The organism is Ralstonia sp. Ralssp135 (genome assembly GCF_047304345.1).
GTDB lineage: Bacteria > Pseudomonadota > Gammaproteobacteria > Burkholderiales > Burkholderiaceae > Ralstonia > Ralstonia chuxiongensis.
Genome location: NZ_JBGLYZ010000001.1, coordinates 1 through 22,809, shown reverse-complemented (window position 1 = coordinate 22,809; position 22,809 = coordinate 1). Strand labels below are relative to the sequence as shown.

Here is a 22,809-nt window from a genome sequence, read left to right as displayed (position 1 = left end):
AAGTATTCAAGCTAGTCTGCGCCCCTTCCCCAGAAAACGTATTTATTTGTGAAGCGACGCTTTGCCGACAACGTATTGGCACGGCTGTTGCATTCATGGCGCCATCTCAGCAGCAGTGGGTTGAGCCACCTGCCGCCTCAAAGCTGATTCAGTCGATTCAACACATCGGAACCACAAGAGGGAGAAATCAACAATGCAACTCAAGCGACGTTTTTCGCTGGCCGCACTGGCTGCCGCGGCGGCCCTGACTGCAGGCGCGGCGCAGGCCCAATCGTCTGTGACGCTGTATGGCCAGGTGGATGCCTGGGCGGGCGCCACCAAGAACCTGGGCCAGGACCGCGCCTGGGGCGTCAACTCGGGCGGCATGTCGACGTCGTACTGGGGCATGAAGGGCAGCGAAGATTTGGGTAACGGCCTGAAGGCGATCTTCACGCTGGAAGCGTTCTTCCGTCCTGACACGGGCAAGTCGGGCCGTTTTGATGGTGACCACTTCTTCGCCCGTAATTCGTTTGTCGGTCTGCAGTCGAACAGCTGGGGCTCGATCAAGCTCGGCCGTAACACCCCGCCGTACTTCGTTTCGACGATCCTGTTTAATCCGTTCATCGATTCTTACACGTTCTCGCCGATGGTGTTCCACACCTACCTCGGCAACGGCCGTACGGGCGCCGCAGGTATCTCGGGCCTGGTGGGGGATTCGGGCTGGGACAACTCGATCATGTATTCCACGCCGGACATGGGCGGCCTGACGGCCAACCTGATCTACGGCGCGGGCGAGCAAGCCGGCCACAACGGTCAGAACAAGTGGGGCGGCAGCCTGCTGTACTTCCGTGGCAACTTTGCAGCAACGGCGGCGTTCCAGCAGGTGCGCTACGACGGCGCGCCTGGTGACCTGAACAGCCTGGTGGCTGGTTTTGCGCGCCAGACGGCGGGGCAGTTGGGTGCCACGTATGACTTTGGCGTGGTCAAGCTGTACGGCCAATACCAGTACATCAAGAACACGATCAGCACCGGCGACGCGAAGAGCAACGGCGGTCAGCTGGGCGTGTCGATTCCGGTGGGCCCGGGCGCCGTGCTGGCATCGTATGCCTACACGAAGACCTCAGGTGCGGCTGACGTGAAGCGCAACACCTGGGCGGTGGGCTACGACTATTCGTTGTCCAAGCGCACCGATGTGTATGCGGCTTACTTCCGCGACAAGGTGTCGGACCTCTCGACGGCTGACACCTTCGGTGTAGGCATCCGCGCAAAGTTCTAAGCCTTCGCGTTCTGCTTTTCCTTGTCACCGCCCACGTCTCGACAGCGTGGGCGGGCATTTGCAACGGCGTCCGGATTCCGGGCGCCGTTTTTTGTTATGTGGAAAAACCGAAAGGGCGGCGGCGTCAGCCGGTGCGCGCCAGGCGCAACGGCGGCGAGAGCGGCGCTGGGGCCTCGGCTCCAATGTTTGGCTGATTCAGCAGCATGGCGCCGCGCTGCGTGGCCACGAAGACAGCCTCGGTACGGCTGCGCACTTCAAGCCGGCGATACAGCGCGTTGATATGCGCCTTGGTCGTCGCCTCGGAAATACTCAGCATGCGGCTGATGGTTTTGACCGGATGCCCGCGCGAGAGCAAGACGAGAATCTCATATTGACGCTGCGTCAGGCCGAGTAACGCGCCATCGTCATTACCGTTGGCAGAACCTGCCGCAATGGCTTCAGGCCGTGTCAGCACGATCGACGCCGGCACATAACGGCCGCCGGCGAGCACCAATTCCAATGCCGCTGCAATCAATTTGCCGGAATAGCTTTTCAGCAGATAGGCCGAGACATTCAATTGCATCAGCGTACGCACATGCGCAGCGGAATCGGTTTCGCCCAGTACGGCGACATGTCGGGGATGCGGCTGTTGCAGCAGCCGGGAGAGGGCTGGCAGATCGTCGATGCCGGGTAAGGGCAGGCCGATCAGGGCCAGTTCGGCGTCCGCATGCGCCGCGAGGTTTTCAAAGAGAGCTTCGTCCGGCTCGACGCTGACCACTTCGGTGATGGCCGGCAAGGATTGCAACACATGGGTCGCGCCGGCACGCACCAAAGGGTGTGCCTCCACTACGATTGATTTCACTGCGCCGCCTGTCTGGTTATGGTTTGTTTGCCCATTTCCGGAATCAGCTTGTTGCCGCGCCTATTTGGACCACTCGATCCAAAATCAATGCAGCCGTGCTTGTGGAAAATGCTTCTGGCGTGCGGTCTCGGTATATTCCCCGTTCAACCGGCGGTCACCGCAGTGCGGTGCCGCCGGGCCGAAACCTTGGCACGCCATTCAGGCGCAATTTCCTTCCGGTTTTTCTTGTTTATGTCGCCAGGCGCGGAGGATTAACCCCGCCAAAATCGCAGAATAAATCCCCAGCATGCTTGTTGCACCCATCAATGGGATGTAAACCTTTTTGTTTACCCCGATCGGTGGTGTGCTAGACCCCCCTATAGATAGCAGGATCAGACAGCAGCAGCTAGCCCCACTTCACGCCCATTGACGTAAGCGTAAAGCGGGGCTTTTGTACCCAAAAACGTGTTGTGGTGGCTTATTGCGCGACGACGGAGAAGCGTGGCATCGACAACGGTTGTTTGCCGTCGCGGCCGTAGGGTGTGCCGCCGCCGTTGTTGGCAGCATGCAGGACGGACAGCGCGTTCTGCGTGGCACGCAGGCGCAGGTCAATCAGGGTGCCGTTGTCGATGTTGCGCTGGCGCAGCAGGCGGGCCAGGGCCAGGTTTTCGTCGAACAGGCGGCTGGCGGTTTCATCGGTGCGCAGGTATTTGACCAGCCCGTACGGATCGGCGCCGCCGTGCTGGGCCCACCACAGGCGGCGGTCGCGGTCGGCTTCGCCCAACGCAGCGAGCTGTTTCTGCTTGGTCTGGGTGATGTGCTCGAGTTCCACCATGTCGCCATCGCGCAACGCCTGCGCTTCGGCATCCAGGGTGAGGGTGGCTGCGCGCAGCAGTTCCTGCTCGTCGGCAAGGGTGCGGATCAGCAGTGTGTTGTCCATGGTGACTACCTCAGGCTGGGAAGCTTGGGCAGCCGCCGGCCGGCACGCCGCCCCGCCGCGATCAGTCCGGAGGCGGAAACCCTCGGACCGGCGGCGTCAGAAAATACAGGGGACGGACGACGGGAACCCCCCGTCAGACCTTCTTGGAGCGCGTGGAGAGCAGCGATTGCGCGTCGGAAAGCGCCGCATCGGCGATCTTGCCGGCGTCCATCTTGAGCGTGCCGTTCTGAATAGCACTGCGGATCTGCTCGACGCGTGCGGCGTCGAAGTCGCCGCTGCCCACTTGGCGCGAGACTTGTTGGACCGACAGCGACGGCGAATCGCCGGTGTGGCGCGTGGTGCCCGAAGCCGTCGTAGCGGCCGGGGACGAGCCGGTCGCGCGCGTCGCCCCGGACGCAGCGTCCTTGGTCGGCGCAACGGCCGGCGTGTTGTTCACGATATGGTTGATTTTCACGGGTGTCTCCGAAGAGCGCGTTCATCCTATCACCCATAACGGCCAACCCCGGCTCAAACTTTAGCGGCAGGTATCGATAACGCATCACGGTTAAAAGTGATCAGTCGTTATCAATTTGGTCTTAAAACTGGATCGCCACGACGCCAGCAGACTGAGCAATGCCGGAGACGACATTGCCGTTGGCGGTGCGCACCTGCGCCACCTGGCCCACGGCCGCCTGGTTCAAGGCCCGGCCGTCGCTGCTGACCTGGAAGCCGCCGCCCTCGGCGAGGAGCTTGACGGTCTGGCCGGCCTGCACGGCAATCGGCAGGCGCAGGCTTTCGGCGCGCAGCGGCTGGTTGGCAGCCACGCTGGTGAGCAGTACACGCCCCACCACATCGGCCGGCTGTTGCACGACCGAGGCCGGCAGCATCGACAGGTCGCCCGTGCGGGCTTCCAGATCGCCCATATCGAGCGTCTTGCCCGGCGAGAGTTGGTGCGACGCGACGTAATACGTCCCCGTAATCTGAATCGTGGCCGGCACCCAGGCCGCCCAGGCGTGCGGCGAGCGGCAGCGCACGCCCACTTGTATACGGCCGCGCAGGCGGTTGGCCGCCGGCAGCATCAGGTCGATCTGGTCGCAGGGCTGATTGGCCACGCGGGCATCTACCGGGCCGACTTCCACCGACGCACGTGGCGCGCCCGTCTCATTCGTGCCGCCCAGGATGTCCAGTTGCGACTGCAGTTGCTGCTGAATCTGCATCTGGATGGCGTTCGGCCCCTGGATGGTGGTGGGCTGCGCGGGCTGTTGCACGGCCTGGGCCGGCGGATAGCCGACGCGCACCATGCCCTGTGCGTGCGCCAGGATCGGGTGCACGACGCTGGCCAGCAGGCCCAGCGCCAGGATCAACAACAGCTTGCGCTGGCGCCCAGCCAGCGGCATGGCCGTGACGGAAGTTCGGGTCGGGTGGTGCGCGCTGCGTGCAAACCGCGTGGACATGGAGAGCCCCTTCATCAAAAGTCCGGTGAAGTTTAGCCACGCGTGCGCGAGCGCCAAATGCGGAAATGTCGGCCAATCCCCCCCTTATTCGGACGAATGGTCTTGCACACCGGCCCCTAGACTTTGCAACGTGGTGAAGTCCCTGGCGTTGTGCGGTTCCTGGCCGTACAGCCTGTTCCGGTAGGTGGCGAGGTTGCTCGTTCTTCGGCCAGATATCGGATTCGCAGACAGGTCTTTTCCACTGAGGTCGCATGACGGCAACTCAGCATGACAAGCGGTTCAGCGGTTTTGGAGACGGCATCGGCGGTTTTGAAGGGGCCGCTGATGCCGAGTTCTCCGTCCGAAGGGAACGCGCAACACGCAAACGCAATACAGAACGCAACCCCGGCGGGTGGCAGCAGTAACCAGGGCGCCACACGCAAGGAATGACAGACATGGTCGACAAGCTGGATCAGTTGTTCGGTTTTCAGGAGCAGGCGCTGCACTTGCGCTCGCAGCGTCACCAGATCCTGGCCTCGAACATCGCCAACGCCGATACGCCTAACTACAAGGCGCGCGACTTCGATTTTCAGTCGGCGCTGCAGAAGGCGGTCGGCCAGCAAAGCGGTAACAGCCTGCCGATGACGGCAACGGCTGCGGGCCACCTGACGGTAGATGGCGCACCGGCCGGCGAGGTGTCGCTGATGCAGGCGTCGCTGTCGCAGCAGACCAAGGCGCTGCAGGGCGAAGTGCAGTACCGCACGTCGCAGCAGCCGTCCATCGACGGCAACACGGTGGACATGGATGGCGAGCGCATGCGCTTTGCCGATAACACCGTGCGCTACGAGGCCGATCTGAGCATCGTGACGCAGAAGATCAAGTCGATGCTGGCAGCGATTCAAAACAGCTAGCGCGACGTAGCAGAGCAGCAAGAGCAGCAGACAGGCAATTAAGACGACCGCGCAGCAATCACGCGCGGCGAAAGAGGGGCGGGAACTGTGTGGCGCTCCGGGCCGGGAAATATCGGTCCGGAGCAAGCCGCCATACAGAACAACCGGATCGGTCCGGCAGCGGTGCCGGCAACAGTATTTGAAGACATCGGAATCAACATGTCGCTATTCAAGGTGATGGATGTAGCTGGCAGCGCGCTCACCGCGCAGTCCAAGCGCATGAACGTGGTCGCCTCCAACCTGGCCAACGCCGAAAGCGTGACGGGCCCGGACGGCAAGGCATACCGCGCCAAGCAGGTGGTGTTCTCGCCCGTGCAGGAGTCTGACGACTACGCCACCGGCGTGTCGGTCGACCGCGTGGTGGAAGACACCGTCACCCCCATGAAGCGCATGCACCAGCCAGGCAACCCGCTGGCCGATGCCGACGGCTACGTGACCATGCCGAACGTCGATGTGGTGGACGAAATGGTCAACATGATTTCTGCGTCGCGCTCGTACCAGGCCAACGTGGAAGTCGCCAACACCACCAAGACGATGGCCTCCAAGGCTCTGACCCTGGGCCAGTAAGCGGCTCCATTCTTAGCGAGACACCAACATGACCGTCAGCTCAACCACCAGCACCACCGGCGCCTCGAGCACGACCTCGGGCAACCAGCTTGCCATCACGAGCGGCAACGACCTGCAGAACACGTTCATGCAACTGCTCGTGGCGCAGTTGAAGAACCAGGATCCGCTCAACCCGATGGACAACTCGCAGATGACCTCGCAGCTTGCGCAGATCAACACTGTGAACGGCATTCAGCAGTTGAACACCACGATGTCGAGCATGCTCACGCAGAACGCGACAACGCAGGCGTCGTCGATGATCGGCCGCACCGTGCAGGTGCCGACCAACAACCTGACGCTGACTTCGGGCGCTGCCAACTTCGGCGTCTCGGTGCCCAACGGCGCCGACGATGTCGTCGTCACGATCACGAACGCTGCGGGCGTGGCTGTGCGCACCGTCGACCTCGGCCAGATGGCAGCCGGCAGTGGCAACTACACGTGGAACGGCAAAGACGACAAGGGCAACCAGCTCGCCGACGGCGCCTACTCCATCAAGGTGTCGGCCACGCAGGGTGGAAAAGTCGTCACGGCCAACGCGCTGGGCATCGACAAGGTGGCCGGCGTCACGATCAACAACGGCACGATGCAGCTGGTGTTGGCTTCTGGCGGAACCGCCAAGCTGTCCGACGTTGCATCGATTCAGTAATTACCGGTCAACTGCGGGCAGACCCCGCGCTTTTATCTTCTACGGGAGAACACTATGGGATTCCAGCAAGGCCTGAGCGGTCTCGACGCCGCCTCTGCAAACCTCGACGTGATCGGCAGCAACGTGGCAAACGCCAACACTGTCGGCTACAAGAAATCGACCGCCGAGTTTGGCGACGTGTACGCACGCTCGCTCGTGGGTGCGTCCGATAACCAGATCGGCCAGGGCGTGAGCGTGACCAAGGTGTCGCAGTCGTTCACGCAGGGCAACGTGACCAACACCGGCAACCCGCTGGACATCGCCATCAACGGCACGGGCTTCTACCGCATGGTCGACCCGTCCAGCGGCCAGGTGTCGTACACGCGTAACGGCCAGTTCCAGACCGACAAGAACGGTTTCATCATCTCGGCCACCGGCCAGAACCTGACCGGCTACGGCGTGGATTCCACCGGCAAGGTCAACACGGCCGTGCTGACCAACCTGAAGATTCCCGTCAACGACCTGGCGCCGCTGGCCACCACCAACACCGCGTTCGGCGTGAACCTGGATGCTGCCGCCACGGCGCCGACCACCACGCCGTTTTCGCCCACCAACTCGGCCACGTTCAACCACTCCGTTTCGGAACAGGTGTACGACGGCACGGGCACGGCCCACATGCTGACCAACTACTACGTGCGCACCGCCGCGGGCTGGGATGTGTACTCGCAAGTTGACGGCAACAACCCGACCGGCGGCAACCCGGTGACGTCGCTCACCTTCAACAGCAGCGGCCAGCTGACTTCCACGCCGAGCAAGATCGCCACGGCCTTCCCCGGCATGAGCATCGCCAGCATGGATTTCACGGGCACCACGCAGTACGGCGGCGGCTACAACGACACCGCCCCGGGCGTGACGCAAGACGGTTACGCCACTGGCCGCCTGGCCAGCTACGCGGTCGGTACCGATGGCACTGTCACCGCGCGCTACTCCAACGGCCGCACGGCAACGCTGGGCCAGGTCGCCATGGCCAACTTCAAGGCACCGGAAGGCCTGCAGAACATCGGCGGCAACCAGTGGGTGGAAACGTCCAACTCGGGCGCCCCCAACCTGGGTACGCCGGGCATGGGCTCGTTCGGCCTGCTGCAGTCATCGGCGGTGGAGCAATCCAACGTGGATCTGTCTGCCGAGCTGGTCAACATGATCATTGCCCAGCGCTCGTATCAGGCCAACGCGCAGACCATCAAGACGCAGGACACCATTCTGCAGACCCTGGTGACGATGTAATCGTCGTTGCCCGAAGCTGACTGACCGCACACCAAGGACACTCGCATGGACCGCTCGATCTACGTGTCGATGACTGGCGTAAAGCACCTGTTCGATCAACAGGCTGCCAGCGCCAACAACCTCGCCAACGCCAGCACTACCGGCTTCAAGGCGCAGATCGACGCGTTCCATACGGTGGGTGTGCAAGGCGATGGCTCGCCCACGCGCAGCTATGTGATGGCCTCGGCCATCGGTACGGACCTCGCGCCCGGCCCGATCGAGACCACGGGCCGCAGCCTGGACGTGGCCATCGACGGGCAAGGCTTCTTTGCCGTGCAGACGCCCGAAGGCGGCGAGGCTTACACCCGCGCCGGTACGTTCCAGCTCGGTCCTGACGGCACGATCCAGACGCTCTCCGGCCAGCCCGTGCTGGGTGACGGCGGCCCGATCACGCTGCCGCCCGACACCACGGTGCAGTTTGCCAAGGACGGCACGGTCAACGCGATCAGCGCCGACAGCCGTACGCCGCCCGTGTCGCTGGGCCGTCTGAAGCTGGTGAGCATCGACCCGTCGAACATCGACCGCGGCGCCGACGGCCTGTTCCGTCAGCGCGACGGTCAGGACGCCGACGTGGATGAAAAAGTTCGTGTGACCGGCGGGGCGCTGGAAGGCAGCAACGTCAACCTGACCGACTCGCTGGTCAACATGATCGAAATCTCGCGCCAACTGGAAATGCAGATGAAGTCGCTGCACACGAGCGACACGAACGCCCAGTCGGCCAATGAACTGCTGCGCCACGCCTGAACGGCCGGCGCAATGAATTGAATCAACCAAGGACTCGAACATGATTCGCTCCCTGTGGATTTCCAAGACCGGGATGGACGCCCAGCAATCGCAGCTGGATGTCATCTCGAACAACCTGGCGAACGTCAACACGACGGGCTTCAAGCGCTCGCGCGCCGTGTTCGAAGACTTGCTGTATCAGAACGTGCGCGAGCCGGGTGCGCAGTCGTCGCAACAGACCACGCTGCCTTCGGGCATGCAGATCGGTACCGGTACGCGCATCGTCGCCACCGAGCGTCTGCACACGCAGGGCAACCTGCAGCAGACCGGCAATTCGACCGACGTGGCCATCAACGGCAACGGCTTCTTCCAGGTGCAGATGCCCGACGGCACGCTGGCCTACACGCGTGACGGCAGCTTCCAGATCAACGCGCAGGGTCAGCTCGTGACCTCGAGCGGTTACCCGGTCCAGCCGGCCGTGACGGTGCCGCAGAACGCCACCAGCCTGACCATCGGCAAGGACGGCGTCGTGACGGTCACCACGCCGGGCACGGTCAACAACACGCAGGTGGGCACGTTCCAGCTGGCCAACTTCATCAACCCGGCCGGCCTGCGCAGCATGGGCGAAAACCTGTACGCCGAAACCGAAGCGTCGGGCACGGCCAACCTGGCCAACCCGGGCTCGAACGGCGTGGGTGCGCTCAATCAGAACTACGTTGAAACGTCCAACGTGAACGTGGTGGAAGAAATGGTCAACATGATCCAGACGCAGCGTGCGTATGAGATCAACAGCAAGTCGGTCCAGACGTCGGACCAGATGCTGGAGAAGCTGTCTCAGCTTTGAGCTGACGGCGCAGTTTTTGAGGATGTAGTGCGATGCATACCCCCCCGGTTTACTCGCTCCAGAATGGCAAGCACAGCGGCCGCGCTGTGTCTGCTGTTCGAGTCGTTCGATTGGCCGTGCTTGGCACGGCCGCCTTGCTCGCTACGGCGTGCGGCATGCTGCCGCCGCCGGCCCCGATCGTGCAGGGTCCGACAACCGCGCGCCCACCGATGCCGGTGATGGCGCCGCGCCAGAACGGGGCGATCTACCAGGAAGTGGCATCGGGCAGCGGTGGTTTCCGCGGCATGTTTGAAGACCGCCGCGCCCACATGGTGGGCGACACGATCACGATTGTGATCACCGAGAACACGGCGGCCAGCAAGCAGACCTCCGGCAGCGTCAACCGCTCGGGCAGCATGAGCGCTTCGGTGCCGACCTTCGCCGGCATGAACGCTGGCGTGCTGTCTTTGCTGGGTGTGTCGGCCAGCGACGCCAACAAGTTCGACAGCAAGGGCGCCAACGGTGCTCAGAACAACTTCACGGCCACGATTACCGTCACGGTGGTCGAGGTGCTGGGCAACGGCAACCTGGTGGTGAGCGGCGAGAAGCAGATGGCCGTTGGCCAGGGCACCGAGTCGATCAAGTTCTCCGGCGTGGTCAACCCGACCACCGTCAACAATCAAAACACCGTGTTGTCTACCCAGGTGGCGGACGCACGCATGGAATACCGCGGCACGGGCTATGTGGCCGAGTCGCAGCAGATGGGCTGGCTGTCGCGGTTCTTCCTGACCGTGTCACCGTTCTAAGGGATCTGCCATGACTTTGCATCGAACCAGGTTCTATCGAACCCTTGGCGCGGCCCTGGTGGCACTGAGCGCAATCTCGGCGGTTGTTCCGACAACGGCACACGCTGATCGCATCAAGGATCTGACCACCGTTGCCGGCGTGCGCGACAACGCGCTGATCGGCTACGGCCTTGTCGTGGGCCTGGACGGAAGCGGCGACCAGACCACGCAGACCCCCTTCACGGTCCAGAGCTTCAACAACATGCTCACGCAGTTCGGCATCAACGTGCCGCCCGGTGCGAGCATCCAGCTCAAGAACACCGCTGCCGTGGTGGTGACGGCCACGCTGCCTGCCTTTGTGCGGCCGGGCCAGACCATCGACGTGACGGTGTCGTCCATCGGTAACGCCAAGAGCCTGCGTGGCGGCACGCTGCTGCTCACGCCGCTCAAGGGCGTGGACGGCCAGCTCTACGCATTGGCACAAGGCAACGTGGTGATTGGCGGCGCAGGCGCATCGGCCAATGGCAGCAAGGTGCAGATCAATCAACTCGGCGCTGGCCGCATCGCCAATGGCGCCACGGTGGAGCGTGCCGTGCAGGCCACGGTGGGCGAGGCGGGCAGCATCCAGCTCGATACCGGCACGACGGATTTCGGCACCGTGCAGAACATCGTCACGGCCATCAACAAGCAGTTCGGCACGGATACGGCGCAAGCTGCGGACGGCCGCACGATCAACGTGCGCGCACCGGCCCTGGCGTCGGACCGCGTCGGCTTCCTGGCCAAGCTGCAGAACATTGACGTGACGCCGGCGCTGGCCGCCGCACGTGTGGTGATCAACGCCCGCACGGGCTCGGTGGTCATGAACCAGCTCGTCAAGCTCGAGCCCTGCGCGGTGGCGCACGGCAGCCTGTCGGTCACCATCAGCACGGACCCGGTCGTGAGCCAGCCGGCGCCGTTCTCGCAAGGGCAGACGGTGGCGGCGGCGCGCTCGAGCATCGAGGTCAAGCAGCAAGGCGGCAGCCTCATCAGCGTGAAGGGCGGCACCAACCTTGCGGACGTGGTCAAGGCCATCAACGCGATTGGCGCCAACCCGCAAGACCTCATCTCAATCCTGCAGGCGATGAAGGCGGCCAACGCGCTGCGCGCCGATCTGGAAATCATCTGACGCTGGGGAGGCCACGATGAACCAAACCGACCTCACCAGCCGCCTGGCGCTCGACTCCAAGGGTTTCGAGTCGCTCAAGCAAACGGCGCGTACGGACCCGACCGGCGCCGCCAAGACCGTCGCCAAGCAGTTCGACGCGATCTTCGTGAACATGATGCTCAAGCAGATGCGCGATGCAACGCCGCAGAACGGGCCGCTCGATTCGTCGTCGAGCAAGATGTACACGTCGATGCTCGACCAGCAGCTTTCGCAGACCATGGCCTCGCGTGGCGTGGGCGTGGCAGACCAGCTTCTGAAGCAGATGCTGCGTCAGGCCACGCATGTGAACCCGGACGCGGGCGGCAAGGTGAATACCGCGCTGTCCAACACCACGGCCACCAATACCGCGCTGCCAGGTGCGGCCGGCTCCACGAGCGATGCCGCCAAGGCGATCGCCCGCTCGTCGCTCAACAGCATGGCCGCAGCCGTTGCGCCCGGCACGGAAGACGACGGTTCGGGCATCAGCACCGTGCCGCGCCCGGGCCTGGAAGAACGCGTGCAACGTGCACTGGCCGCCCTGCGCAAGCAGGCGGATGCACAAGCCCAGGCGCCCAGCGCACCGCCCGAGGTTGACCTGTCGACGGTGGCGTCTGAGCCGCGCGGCGAGCGCATGACCAGCTTCTACAACAAGCTGATCGGCCACGCATCGCAGGCCGCGCAGGAAACTGGCATTCCGGCCAACTTCATGATCGGCCATGCCGCGCTGGAGTCCGGCTGGGGCCGTCGCGAGATCAAGGCACGCGACGGCACGAACACGCACAACCTGTTCGGCATCAAGGCTGGCGGCTCGTGGGCAGGCAAAACTGCCACGGTGACGACCACCGAATACATCGGCGGCGTCGCCCACAAGGTTCAGGAGAAATTCCGCGCCTACAGCTCATATGCCGAGGCATTCAAGGACTACGCCAACCTGCTGGCCAACAACCCGCGCTACAGCAACGTCGTGGCAGCCGGCAACGGCAACGATGCGGCGTCGTTCGCCAAGGGCTTGCAGCGCGCGGGCTACGCCACCGATCCGAACTACGCCCACAAGATCATGGCGGTGCTCAAACAGATCGTTTGAGTGATCTAAGAAGCATGTTTTGGCGACGACGGCCGGCTCAAGTTTGCGCTTGTCCGGCCGATGTTGTTTCTAGAGCTTATTTCGGCGGCTTCATGCTGCCCGCACCGAGACAACTATGAGCAGCTCCCTTCTGAATATTGGCGCGTCCGGCCTGCGGGTTGCCGATATCAACCTGCAAGTGACCGGCAACAACATTGCCAACGCCAGCACGCCCGGCTATTCGCGCCAGGAAGCCGTGCAGACGGAAAACATTCCGCTGTACGCCGGCGTGGGCTATCTCGGCCAGGGCGCCAATGTCACGACCGTCAAGCGCATCTACGACCAGTTCCTGACTGCGCAGGTACAAAGCGGCCAGGCGTCGACCAGCGCGGCCGATCAGCTCAACAGCCTGGTGTCGGGCCTGAGCAAGTACATGTCGGACAGCAACAGCGGCCTGACTTCGTCGCTCACCAGTTTCTTCAATGCCGCCGATGGCCTGGCCTCCAAGCCGTCGGATACCACCGCTCGCCAGGTTTTCCTGAACGCGGCTGCGGGCCTGCAAAGCCGCTTCAATTCGATTGCCGGGCAGCTGAGTTCGCTCAACAACCAGGTCAATACGCAGGTGCAGACGCAGATCAGCTCGGTCAACGGCACGGCGCAGCAGATCGCCTCGTTGAACGACCAGATTTCCAAGGCGGAAGCGTCGACCGGCCAGCCGGCCAATGACCTGCGTGACCAGCGCGACCAGCTTGTGCAGACGCTCAACCAGTCGATCAAGGCGAGCGTGGTGCAGACCGGCGACGGCCAGTTCAACATCTACGTGGGCAACGGCCAGGCGCTGGTGCAGGGCAACCAGAGCTACCAGTTGACGGCGGTGCCGTCGCAGTACGACCCGACGCAACTGTCGGTGGGGTACAAGAGCCCGGGCGGCACGGTCAACATCGACGACAGCCAGCTCGGCGGCGGTGCGCTCGGCGGCCTGATGGACTTCCGCAGCAATACGCTCATTCCGGCGCAGAACAGCCTGGGCCGCTTGGCCACGGCCGTGACGGCCGACGTGAATGCGCAGAACAAGCTCGGCATGGACGCCAACGGCAAGATGGGCACGGACCTCTTCTCCGTGGCCAGCCCGAGCGTTGCGCCCAGCGCGAACAACACCGGCAGCGGCACGCTCACTGCCAGCATCACCAACGCCAATGCGGGGCAAGGCTACGACTACCAGGTCAAGTACCAGGGCGGCGCCTACACCGTTTCGCACTATCCGGACGGCTCCGCCTCTGTAACGGTGTCGAGCTGGCCGACCACGATTGACGGTGTCACGCTGAACCTGTCGGGCACGATGAACAGCGGCGATTCCTTCCTGGTGCGTCCGACCGCCAACGCGGCCGCGACCATGCAGACGCTCACCACCGATTACCACAACGTGGCGGCGGCCTCGCCCGTGGTGCTCAACCAGGGCAGCAACAACACGGGCAGCGCCGCGGTGTCGTCGTTGGGCGTGGACAGCACGTATGCCGGTTCGCCGCTCACCTCGCCAATCAACCTGACGTACAGCTCGGCCGTCGGCGGCTCGCTGTCGGGGTTCCCGGGCAGCGTGACGGTCACGGCGGGCGGCACGTCCACCACGTACACGGGTGGCACGGCACCGTACACGCAGGGCGCGACGTATGCGTTCAACGGCGTGCAGATGACGCTGTCGGGCTCGCCCGGCAACGGCGATACGTTCACCATTTCGGCCAACACCGCCAACAGCACCGACAACGGCAACGCCAGCGCGCTGGCCAAGCTGCGTAACAGCAACCTGCTGGACGGCGGCACGACGTCGATCGGCACGGCGTGGAACAACCTCGTCACCCAGGTGGGTGTGCAGGCCAACCGGGCCAGCACCAACCTGACCTCGCAGAAGGCGCTGCTGGCCAGCTCCACGCAACAGCAGCAGTCGGTGTCGGGGGTGAACCTCGATGACGAAGCGATGAACCTGATGAAGTATCAGCAGGCCTACCAGGCGTCCGCCAAGGTGATGCAGACCGCCAATTCGCTGTTCGCCAGCTTGCTGTCGATTGCCGGCGGCTGATCGGGACGGCTGAAGAAATCGCCCCGCCTGCCGATAACGTCCTAAAGCCCTACCGTCCGGACCGATCATGCGAGTCAGTACCGCCCAATTCTTTGCAGCGTCTTCCGCTTCGATGCAGAACACGCAATCGAACCTGCTCACGTTGCAGCAGCAGATTGCGAGCGGCATCGCGCTCAACAGCGCGGGCGACAACCCCAGCGCGTTTGGTCAGATGGCGCAACTGCAGCAAACGCAGGACGCCAACGATCAATACCAAGCCAATCGCGACGCCACCGACGCGCGCCTGACCAACGTGTCTTCGGCGCTGACCAACCTGGTGACCACGCTGCAGCAAGGCAAGCAGACATTGGTGGGGGCCAACACCTCGCTGATGACGGATTCGCAGCGAATTGGTGTGCTGGCGCAGGTCAAGCAGCAGTACCAGCAGCTGCTGTCGACGGCCAACCAGCGCGATGCCGCAGGCGTGGCCCTGTTTGGCGGCGCCAACGGCACGACCGATCCTTTCACCAACACCAGCGGTTCCGTGCAGTACGTTGGCAGCGGCCAGCCGCCCACGGTGCAGGTATCCCAGAACATTTCGATGCCGAATTCGGTGTCGGGCGATTCGGTGTTCGTGCGCATCCCCAACTCGGATACGTCCAACCCGAACACCAACCAGAGCATCTTCAAGACGTACGAGAACCTGATCTCGGCGCTGTCGACCCCGATCAGCGCGGCCACCCAGGCCACCGACGTCGCGAACCTGCAAAAGGCCGTGCAGACGGCGCAGGGCAATCTGGACAACGCTTACCAGGTCGCCCTGCAAGCGCAAGTGACGGTGGGCACGCAGCAAGCGCAGATCACCACGCTCAACAGCAGCGGCTCGAACTACGGCGAGCAGTTGAAGGAGCAGATCTCGAAGCTGCAATCGGTGGACTACACCACCGCCATTTCGCAGTTTTCTCAGCAGCAGGTGTCGCTGCAGGCCGCGCAGAAGACGTTCACGGCCATGCAGGGCATGTCGCTGTTCCAGTACATCAATCCTTGATCCGCCGCGGGCAGACGGTGGGGTGGCGCGGCGTATCATGTCGGCTAACCTACCGTCAGGACTGGTCATGCCTATCCAGTATCTTCGCCGCCTGACCAGCCCGGAACGCTCAGAGGACGCCAACCGGCGCCTCGGTCAGTCGCTGGCCTTCGTGGCGGGCGCCGCCAACGCAGGCGGATTCCTCGCCGTCAAGCAATACACCTCCCACATGTCCGGCATCGTCTCGGCGATGGCCGACTCGCTCGTGCTGGGCGATATCGTCCTTGTGCTCGCCGGCTTCGCCTCGCTGCTGGCATTCCTTTGTGGTGCCGCCTGCACGGCGGTGCTCGTCAACTGGGGCCGCCGGCGCAGCACGCAGAGCGAATTCGCGTTGCCGCTCATGCTTGAGGCCGCGCTGCTGTTGCTCTTCGGCCTGATGGGCACGTCGCTGGGGCAATACCGGGTCGTGTTTGTGCCGGCCACCGTGGCGCTGCTGTGTTTCCTGATGGGCCTGCAGAACGCCATCATCACCAAGATTTCGAAAGCGGAAATCCGCACCACGCACGTGACTGGCCTGGCCACCGATATCGGCATCGAAATCGGCAAGGCGATCTACTGGAACCACGGGCACCGCAACCTGCCGGCCGTCGTGGCCAACCGGCCCAAGCTGCGACTGCTGGCGTCGTTGCTGGGGATGTTCTTCGTGGGCGGCGTGGCAGGCGCGTTGGGCTTCAAGTATCTGGGTTATGCCGCCACGATTCCGCTGGCGTCCATCCTGATGCTGCTGGCCGTTGTGCCGGTGGTGGATGATTTGTTGGCGCGCAGGTGGTAAGCGGGCCCGGGCTGCATCGGCCTGCGCGCGCGGCGCTTCCCTTAGGCCATTTCCCGCCGGCATACCTCGTGCAGCGTATTCAGGCGCCGCTCCGGATTGACTACAAACGGATTCGTTTCGTCCCAGGCGTAGCCCGCCAGGATGGCGCTGATCATGCGGCGAATACCTGGCGAGTGGCGCGGGTGGAAGATGATGTCCTGTAGCTCGCCCGAGTACCACCGGTCAACGAAGGCGCGGAACGTATCGACGCCTTTGCGTAGCGGCTTGTCGTAATCGGCAAGCCAATCGACGGTTTCGCCGTTGAGTTGACGCACGAGGACGCGCGTCGCCAGGTCCGCCGAGCGCAATGCGATCGTTACGCCTGACGAAAACACCGGGTCCAGAAACTCGCCCGCATTGCCCAGCAACGCATAGCCTGGCCCATAGAGGCGCTCTACATTGGCCGCGTAGCCACCAATCTGTCGCACGGGCATGAGGAACGGTGCGTCGCCGATCAGCGCTGCGATATTGGGTTCGGCCTGGATCAGCTGGCGCAAGGTCGCTTCGCGCTCTGCCTCCGGCACGTCGAGGAAACTCGCTTCGGCTACGCAGCCGACTGACGAGCGACCGTTGGCCAGCGGGATCATCCAGTACCAGACATCGCGCCGCTCTGGGTGAACGGCGATGCAGATCTTGTCGCGATCGGTGCTACCGGCAGGTAAGGCGTCGCGCACGTGCGTGAACAGCGCTGCACGCGTTGGCATGCGGGTCGGCGCTTCAAGATTCAGCAGGCGCGGTAGCACGCGGCCAAAGCCGCTGGCGTCTAGCACGAAGCGGGCATGAACGGCATAAGCGTTCCCGGCTTCGTCTTCAACTTCCAGCACAGGCGCATCGCCCGGCTGCATCGTGCGCACGGTGTGGCCGAAGCGAACGTCGGCGCCTTGTTCGGCGGCGCTTGTGATCAGTGTTTGATCAAACACCGCGCGTTCGACCTGATACGTCGTGCCCCAACCCGCGGAATGCTTGTCTCGGAAATCGAAGGAGGCGTGCTTGTCCTGATGTACGAAATACGCCCCGTTCTTGTACTGGAATCCTGCTTCCACAACGGCTTGCAGCATGCCCGCCGCTTCAAGGTAGGCCATGCTTTGCGGCAGCAAGCTTTCGCCAATGGAGAAGCGCGGGAAATGCTGGCGTTCGAGCACCAGCACATTGCGCCCGGCGCGCTGCAGCAAGGCTGCCGCTACCGCGCCTGAAGGGCCCGCGCCAATGATGGCGACGTCGACGTGTGTTGCTTCAGCGGTCATCAGATCATGCCTCCGTTTACGCCAATCACTTGTCGCGTCACATACGACGCTGCATCCGACATCAGGAAGCCGACCACGGAAGCCACTTCTGCGGGTTGGCCGACACGTTGCATCGGCACGGCTTGCAGGGCTTGGTCGATGTGTTCCATGTGGGCCAGCATGTCGGTTTCGATCAACCCGGGTGCCACGCAGTTGACGGTGATGTGGCGCGAGGCAAGCTCCACTGCCAGCGCCTTGGTGGCACCGATCAGGCCGGCCTTGGCCGCGCTGTAATTGACCTGCCCGCGGTTGCCCATCACACCCGAGACGGACGCTATGGTGACGATGCGTCCGCCCTTGCGCGCACGCACCATCGGCATGGTCAGGGGGTGCACAACGTTGTAGAAACCGTCCAGGCCGGTTTCAAGAACGATGTCCCAGTCTTCGTCGGTCAGGGCGGGGAAGGCAGCGTCACGTGTGACGCCTGCGCTGAGGACGATGCCGTAGTAGGCACCGTGTGCTTCAAGGTCCGCGTTGAGTTGTGTGCGGCAGGCGTCGCGATCGCGCACGTCGAACTGCAGCACGCGGGCAATGCCGCCCTTTGCCTGGATGTCTGCGACGATGGCATCGGCCTCTGCACGGCTGCTGCGGCAATGCACGGAAACGTCAAACCCGTCGGATGCCAGTTGATAGGCGATGGCGCGGCCAATACCGCGGCTCGCGCCCGTCACAAGAACACGGCGGCTCATATGGTGAGACTCCCTTGAAGATCGTTCGGCTGAATACCGCGATCATCGCATGAGCCGGGGGCTTGCCCGCGCGAGCGGTGGACGCTTACCGCGGCAGGGTACTGAACTCGCTAAACGCCCGCCCACCCAAATCCAGCGCATCCATCACAGACCGCTCCACCACCGGCGCCAGCGACGTCATCATCACCATGACGAGCATCAGCCCCACCACGAGCGTGGCGGCGATACCGACCGCAAACGGGTTGAGCGCCTGTGCCGTGCGCGAGAGCACGGCAAAGCCAAGGTTGACGATCATCATGATCGCGATGATGGGCAAGGCGATGCGCAGGGCCAGTGCAAAGACGATCGTGCCGCCGCCGGCCAGCGTCTGCCAGCCCGGATTGGCCAGCGGAGCTGCCGAGACGGGCAGGGCGGTGAAGCTGTCGAACAGGGCGTGCAGCAACACGAGATGGCCGTCGCCGGCAATGAACGCGGTGACGGCCGTGAGGCTGAGGAAGCGGCCGAGCAGCATGCTGCTCTCGGTTTGCGTCGGGTCGAGCAGCGAGGCGAAACCCAGGCCTATCTGCACCGACATCACCTCGCCGGCACCACTGATGGCCGAGAACACGAGCTGCACGCAAAAGCCCAGCGCCAACCCGATCAACACCTGCACCAGCGTGATCCACAGCCCTTCGTATGAGCCCACCGACACGCCTGCAGGCACCGGCAGCATGGGCGCCAGCGCCACCGTGATGACCACGCCAAATGCCACCTTGATCGATGTCGGGATCTCGGTATTGGCAAACGGGGGCGCGATGGCGATAAATGCCAGCACGCGCACCAGCGGCCACCAGTACATGGCGATCCAGCCGTTGAGCTGCGTGGCGGTGAATTGGATCATCGGCGGCCTGCGCGCTACGTCGCGTCAGTTGACGTAGTTGGGGATATTGGTCAGCACGCCGCGCGTGTAGTCGACGATCACGGCGACGATCCACGGGCCGGCGAGCACCATCGTGGCCGCGACGGCCAGCAGCTTGGGGATGAACGACAGCGTCTGTTCGTTGAGCTGCGTGGCGGCTTGGAATACGGCCACCAGCAGGCCGACGACGAGCGACACCAGCAACATCGGCGCGCCCACCATCATGGCGACCTGCATGGCCTGGCGGGCCATATCCAGAACGTACTCGGGTGTCATGTCGGTTTCCTATCGGCGCTTATTGCACAAAGCTCTGCGCCAGCGAGCCCAGCAGCACGTGCCAGCCATCCACCAGCACGAACAGCATGATCTTGAACGGCAGCGAGAAGATCGACGGCGTGACCATCATCATCCCCATCGACATCAGCACAGCCGCCACCACGATGTCGATCACCAGGAACGGGATGAAGATGGCAAACCCGATCTGGAACGCGCTCTTCAGCTCGCTGGTGACGAAGGCGGGGATGAGCGCACGCATGGGCGTTTGCTCGGGCGAGGCAATGGCCGGCATGTTGCCCATCTTGACGAACAGGGCGAGGTCCGGCTCGCGCGTCTGCTTGAGCATGAACTGGCGCAGCGGCGTAGCGGCCGTATCCATGGCTTGTTCGACGGTGATCTTGTTGTCACGCAGCGGCACGTAGGCGTCGGTGTAGACCTTGTCGAGCACCGGCGACATGACGAAGAACGTGAGGAACAGCGCCAGCCCGATCAGCACCTGGTTGGGCGGCGTGGTTTGCGTGCCCAGCGCATGGCGCAGCAATGACAGCACGATGATGATGCGCGTGAAGCTGCTCATCATCAGGATGATCGCCGGCAGAAACCCGAGCGAGGTCAGGAAGACCAGCGTCTGGACGGGCAGCGAATAGCTTTGGCCACCGGCGGTGCCCGTGAGCAGCGGCAGACCGGGTTGCGCCTGTGCGAATACGGCGGGCGCGGCGCCCAGCAGCGCCAATGCAATCAGGCAACGGAAGAAGGTGCGCGCGCTCATTCCGACTTTCCCGTCAGGTGACGCTTGAGCTGAATGGACAGCGCGTCGGCAAAGCGGGGCGGCTTGCCGGAGCCGGAAGTGCCGTCGCCGGATTGGTCGTCCGGCGCGGAAGCAGCTTCGGCGGGGCGCGGCAGCGTGTGGAGCGTCTGCACGTGCTGCTGAGTCACGCCCAACACGAGCCAAGTGCCTTCCACATCGACGACGACGACCTTCTCGCGGGCGCCCAGCATCTGCTGTGCGACCACGGTAATCACCTGGCTGCGGCGCCGGCCTAAACCTGCGGGGCCCATGCCCGCGCGCTGCTGCAGACGGCGCAGCAGCCAGCCGGCCGCTACGATCATCGCCAACACTACAAACAGCCCGCCTAGGGTGCGGGCCCAATCCACTGCATGGTTCATTTCAACACCTTGCCCGGGGGGAGCACTGGTTGCTGTCAGGGTGCCGATTGACGGCGTACTTGTGTGGCTTATCGGTTCAACTTACGGATACGTTCCGACGGCGTAATGATGTCGGTGAGGCGGATACCGAACTTCTCGTTGACCACCACCACTTCACCTTGGGCGATCAGGTAGCCGTTGACAAGGACATCCATCGGCTCACCGGCCAGCGCGTCGAGTTCCACCACCGAACCTTGCGCGAGTTGCAGCAGGTTCTTGATGGGCACCTTGGTGCGGCCCAGCTCCACCGTCAACTGCACGGGGATGTCCAGGATCATGTCGATGTCTTGGCGTTGGGCGCCGCCCATGCCGTCGGCCGTCAGGGGCTTGAACACCGTGCTGGATTCGGCGGCGGGCGCAGCGGCCGGCGGGTTGGCCGCGGCACGCTGTGCGGCTTCCAGGGCCATGGCTTCTTCCATCGTCATCTCGACATCGATGTCGTCGGCGTTGGCTTCGGGGTTCATGGTCGGTTCAGTTGTCATCGTCAGACTCCGTGGCAGACTCGCTGCCGCTCATATTCAGCATGCGGTTGACCCGCAGTGCGTATTGGCCGTTGAACGTGCCGTAGTTGCATTCCATGACGGGCACGCCGTCTACCTTGGCGGTCACGCAGTCGTCCAGCTCCAGCGGAATGACGTCGCCCACCTTCATGTTCAGGATGTCGGACACCTGCACCTTGGCCGTAGCGAGGTCGGCAATCAGCTCCACCTCGGCGGTCTGCACCTGTTGCGACAGCAGCCGCAGCCAGCGCTTGTCCACTTCCAGCGCTTCGCCCTGGATGGCGGAGGTGAGCCGGTCGCGGATCGGCTCGATCATGGTGTACGGCATGCAGATGTGCACGTCGCCGCCATTGTTGCCAAGCTCAATGCTGAAGCTGGTGGTGATCACCACTTCATTGGGCGTGGCCACGTTGGCGAACTCGGTGTGCATTTCCATGCGCAGGAATTCGAAATCGATCGGGTAGACCGGCTGCCACGCCTTGGCATAGTGCTCGAAGACGAGGTGCAGCATGCGCTGGATGATGCGCTGCTCCACGTCGGTAAAGTCGCGGCCTTCCACGCGCATGTGGAAGCGCCCGTCACCGCCGAACAGGTTGTCGACCACCAGGAAGATCAAGTTGGGGTCGAACACGAACAGCGCCGTGCCGCGCAGCGGCTTGACGTGCACAAGGTTGAGCGAGGTCGGCACCACCAGGTTGCGGATGAACTCGCTGTACTTCTGCACCTTCACTGGCCCGACGGAGATTTCCGCGTTGCGCCGCATGAAGTTGAACAGCCCGATGCGCCAGTTGCGCGCGAACCGCTCGTTGATGATTTCCAGCGTGGGCATGCGCCCACGGACAATGCGCTCCTGCGAGCCCAGGTTGTACGAGCGCACGCCTGAGGGGTCGGCGGCTTCGACGGGGTCGTCGTCGGCGTCATCGGACACGCCCTTCAGGAGCGCGTCGATTTCCTCCTGGGAAAGAAACTCTTCCTTGAGCATGTCACTGGATCACAAAGTTGGTGAACAAGACGTCTGCCACGGGCGATTCCTTGCCGACAGCCTTGAAGACGTGTTCGCACAGTTCAACGATTTCCTTGGACAGCTTGACCTTGCCCTCCGCCGGGTACAGCTCGGTGGGCGTCTTGCTGGCCAGCAGCATCAGGACCTTGCTGCGCAGCTCGGGCGTATAGGTCTTGATCTCGTCTTCGGCATGCTTGTCGAAGCTCTTGAACGTAATGCCGATCTGCAGGTAACGGTCGTTGCCTTCTTCGGGCTGCAGATTCACGGTCAGGGTTTCCATGGCCACGAACACAGGCTCTTTGGGCTTGGGCGGTGCGGCGGGGCCGGATGCGGCGTGATTGCCGCCTCCGAGGAAGAACCAGGCAGCGCCGCCGCCCATGCCGACGAGCAGGAGCACGATCAGGATGATCAGCAGCAGCTTGGTGGAGCCGCCCTTTGCTGGGGCGGGGGCGGTAGTGGCGGCAGCGGCTTCGGCCATGGGGATCACTCGGGGAC

Annotated in this window: 26 protein-coding genes; 13 read left to right on the top strand and 13 right to left on the bottom strand. The window is 63.5% G+C overall.

What is annotated here, in order from left to right; all coding sequences use genetic code 11:
• Positions 1 to 193 precede the first annotated feature (193 nt).
• A complete protein-coding gene (locus tag ACCD03_RS00130) occupies positions 194 to 1,255 on the top strand; it encodes a porin (protein ID WP_045203518.1) in 1,062 nt (353 codons plus the stop codon).
• Positions 1,256 to 1,379: 124 nt separating this feature from the next.
• Here ACCD03_RS00130 and ACCD03_RS00125 read toward each other — a convergent pair whose 3' ends face one another.
• From ACCD03_RS00125 to flgA, 4 genes are all read right to left on the bottom strand, one after another.
• Positions 1,380 to 2,096, bottom strand: coding sequence for a response regulator transcription factor (locus ACCD03_RS00125; RefSeq protein ID WP_082076022.1), 717 nt, complete (start codon positions 2,094 to 2,096; stop codon positions 1,380 to 1,382).
• Between the two features lie 457 nt (positions 2,097 to 2,553).
• Positions 2,554 to 3,015, bottom strand: coding sequence for a flagella synthesis protein FlgN (locus ACCD03_RS00120; protein WP_045203516.1), 462 nt, complete (start codon positions 3,013 to 3,015; stop codon positions 2,554 to 2,556).
• A gap of 133 nt (positions 3,016 to 3,148) precedes the next feature.
• On the bottom strand, positions 3,149 to 3,469 hold the full coding sequence (gene flgM / locus ACCD03_RS00115) for a flagellar biosynthesis anti-sigma factor FlgM (RefSeq protein ID WP_413410412.1): 321 nt from the start codon (positions 3,467 to 3,469) through the stop codon (positions 3,149 to 3,151).
• A gap of 121 nt (positions 3,470 to 3,590) precedes the next feature.
• On the bottom strand, positions 3,591 to 4,448 hold the full coding sequence (gene flgA, locus ACCD03_RS00110) for a flagellar basal body P-ring formation chaperone FlgA (protein ID WP_045203515.1): 858 nt from the start codon (positions 4,446 to 4,448) through the stop codon (positions 3,591 to 3,593).
• A 434-nt stretch (positions 4,449 to 4,882) separates the two neighbouring features.
• Here flgA and flgB point away from each other — a divergent pair, with 434 nt between their 5' ends.
• From flgB to ACCD03_RS00050, 12 genes are all read left to right on the top strand, one after another.
• On the top strand, positions 4,883 to 5,338 hold the full coding sequence (gene flgB / locus ACCD03_RS00105) for a flagellar basal body rod protein FlgB (protein ID WP_253541789.1): 456 nt from the start codon (positions 4,883 to 4,885) through the stop codon (positions 5,336 to 5,338).
• 198 nt (positions 5,339 to 5,536) lie between these two features.
• Entirely contained in the window at positions 5,537 to 5,944 is a 408-nt protein-coding gene (flgC, locus tag ACCD03_RS00100) for a flagellar basal body rod protein FlgC (protein ID WP_024977566.1), read from the top strand.
• A 28-nt stretch (positions 5,945 to 5,972) separates the two neighbouring features.
• Entirely contained in the window at positions 5,973 to 6,629 is a 657-nt protein-coding gene (locus ACCD03_RS00095) for a flagellar hook assembly protein FlgD (RefSeq protein ID WP_325650663.1), read from the top strand.
• A 54-nt stretch (positions 6,630 to 6,683) separates the two neighbouring features.
• Positions 6,684 to 7,892, top strand: a complete 1,209-nt coding sequence (flgE, locus tag ACCD03_RS00090) for a flagellar hook protein FlgE (protein WP_045203512.1) — start codon at positions 6,684 to 6,686, stop codon at positions 7,890 to 7,892.
• Between the two features lie 45 nt (positions 7,893 to 7,937).
• A complete protein-coding gene (gene flgF, locus ACCD03_RS00085; protein WP_045203511.1) occupies positions 7,938 to 8,675 on the top strand; it encodes a flagellar basal-body rod protein FlgF in 738 nt (245 codons plus the stop codon).
• A 40-nt stretch (positions 8,676 to 8,715) separates the two neighbouring features.
• Positions 8,716 to 9,498, top strand: a complete 783-nt coding sequence (flgG, locus tag ACCD03_RS00080; protein WP_009240010.1) for a flagellar basal-body rod protein FlgG — start codon at positions 8,716 to 8,718, stop codon at positions 9,496 to 9,498.
• 32 nt (positions 9,499 to 9,530) lie between these two features.
• On the top strand, positions 9,531 to 10,283 hold the full coding sequence (locus ACCD03_RS00075; protein WP_253541222.1) for a flagellar basal body L-ring protein FlgH: 753 nt from the start codon (positions 9,531 to 9,533) through the stop codon (positions 10,281 to 10,283).
• A 10-nt stretch (positions 10,284 to 10,293) separates the two neighbouring features.
• Positions 10,294 to 11,427, top strand: a complete 1,134-nt coding sequence (locus ACCD03_RS00070; protein WP_413410411.1) for a flagellar basal body P-ring protein FlgI — start codon at positions 10,294 to 10,296, stop codon at positions 11,425 to 11,427.
• Positions 11,428 to 11,443: 16 nt separating this feature from the next.
• Positions 11,444 to 12,529 carry a flagellar assembly peptidoglycan hydrolase FlgJ gene (gene flgJ / locus ACCD03_RS00065; RefSeq protein ID WP_316676494.1) on the top strand — a complete coding sequence of 362 codons (1,086 nt, stop codon included), beginning with the start codon at positions 11,444 to 11,446 and terminating at the stop codon, positions 12,527 to 12,529.
• Positions 12,530 to 12,644: 115 nt separating this feature from the next.
• On the top strand, positions 12,645 to 14,582 hold the full coding sequence (flgK, locus tag ACCD03_RS00060; RefSeq protein WP_045203507.1) for a flagellar hook-associated protein FlgK: 1,938 nt from the start codon (positions 12,645 to 12,647) through the stop codon (positions 14,580 to 14,582).
• Between the two features lie 67 nt (positions 14,583 to 14,649).
• Positions 14,650 to 15,609: a flagellar hook-associated protein FlgL gene (gene flgL / locus ACCD03_RS00055; RefSeq protein WP_024977574.1), complete on the top strand. Its 960-nt coding sequence runs from the start codon at positions 14,650 to 14,652 to the stop codon at positions 15,607 to 15,609.
• 67 nt (positions 15,610 to 15,676) lie between these two features.
• Complete coding sequence (locus ACCD03_RS00050; protein ID WP_045203505.1) at positions 15,677 to 16,420, top strand: YoaK family protein; 744 nt, start codon at positions 15,677 to 15,679, stop codon at positions 16,418 to 16,420.
• A 41-nt stretch (positions 16,421 to 16,461) separates the two neighbouring features.
• Here the strand turns inward: ACCD03_RS00050 and ACCD03_RS00045 are convergent, their stop codons facing one another.
• The 9 genes from ACCD03_RS00045 to fliL form a co-directional block, all read right to left on the bottom strand.
• A complete protein-coding gene (locus ACCD03_RS00045) occupies positions 16,462 to 17,703 on the bottom strand; it encodes an NAD(P)/FAD-dependent oxidoreductase (protein ID WP_325650652.1) in 1,242 nt (413 codons plus the stop codon).
• Positions 17,703 to 18,431 carry a 3-ketoacyl-ACP reductase FabG2 gene (locus ACCD03_RS00040; RefSeq protein WP_325650650.1) on the bottom strand — a complete coding sequence of 243 codons (729 nt, stop codon included), beginning with the start codon at positions 18,429 to 18,431 and terminating at the stop codon, positions 17,703 to 17,705. Before ACCD03_RS00040 ends, ACCD03_RS00045 begins: the two co-directional genes overlap by 1 nt.
• Before the next feature lie 85 nt (positions 18,432 to 18,516).
• Entirely contained in the window at positions 18,517 to 19,311 is a 795-nt protein-coding gene (gene fliR, locus ACCD03_RS00035; RefSeq protein ID WP_253541269.1) for a flagellar biosynthetic protein FliR, read from the bottom strand.
• 24 nt (positions 19,312 to 19,335) lie between these two features.
• Positions 19,336 to 19,605 carry a flagellar biosynthesis protein FliQ gene (gene fliQ, locus ACCD03_RS00030; RefSeq protein ID WP_004631435.1) on the bottom strand — a complete coding sequence of 90 codons (270 nt, stop codon included), beginning with the start codon at positions 19,603 to 19,605 and terminating at the stop codon, positions 19,336 to 19,338.
• 19 nt (positions 19,606 to 19,624) lie between these two features.
• Positions 19,625 to 20,374, bottom strand: a complete 750-nt coding sequence (gene fliP, locus ACCD03_RS00025; protein WP_325650647.1) for a flagellar type III secretion system pore protein FliP — start codon at positions 20,372 to 20,374, stop codon at positions 19,625 to 19,627.
• Positions 20,371 to 20,772: a flagellar biosynthetic protein FliO gene (gene fliO, locus ACCD03_RS00020; RefSeq protein WP_253541271.1), complete on the bottom strand. Its 402-nt coding sequence runs from the start codon at positions 20,770 to 20,772 to the stop codon at positions 20,371 to 20,373. The genes fliP and fliO overlap by 4 nt, the downstream gene beginning before the upstream one ends.
• A 68-nt stretch (positions 20,773 to 20,840) precedes the next feature.
• Entirely contained in the window at positions 20,841 to 21,293 is a 453-nt protein-coding gene (gene fliN, locus ACCD03_RS00015; protein WP_325650644.1) for a flagellar motor switch protein FliN, read from the bottom strand.
• On the bottom strand, positions 21,283 to 22,293 hold the full coding sequence (fliM, locus tag ACCD03_RS00010) for a flagellar motor switch protein FliM (RefSeq protein WP_045203498.1): 1,011 nt from the start codon (positions 22,291 to 22,293) through the stop codon (positions 21,283 to 21,285). Before fliM ends, fliN begins: the two co-directional genes overlap by 11 nt.
• Before the next feature lies 1 nt (position 22,294).
• Positions 22,295 to 22,792, bottom strand: coding sequence for a flagellar basal body-associated protein FliL (gene fliL, locus ACCD03_RS00005; RefSeq protein ID WP_045203497.1), 498 nt, complete (start codon positions 22,790 to 22,792; stop codon positions 22,295 to 22,297).
• Between the last annotated feature and the right edge of the window lie 17 nt (positions 22,793 to 22,809).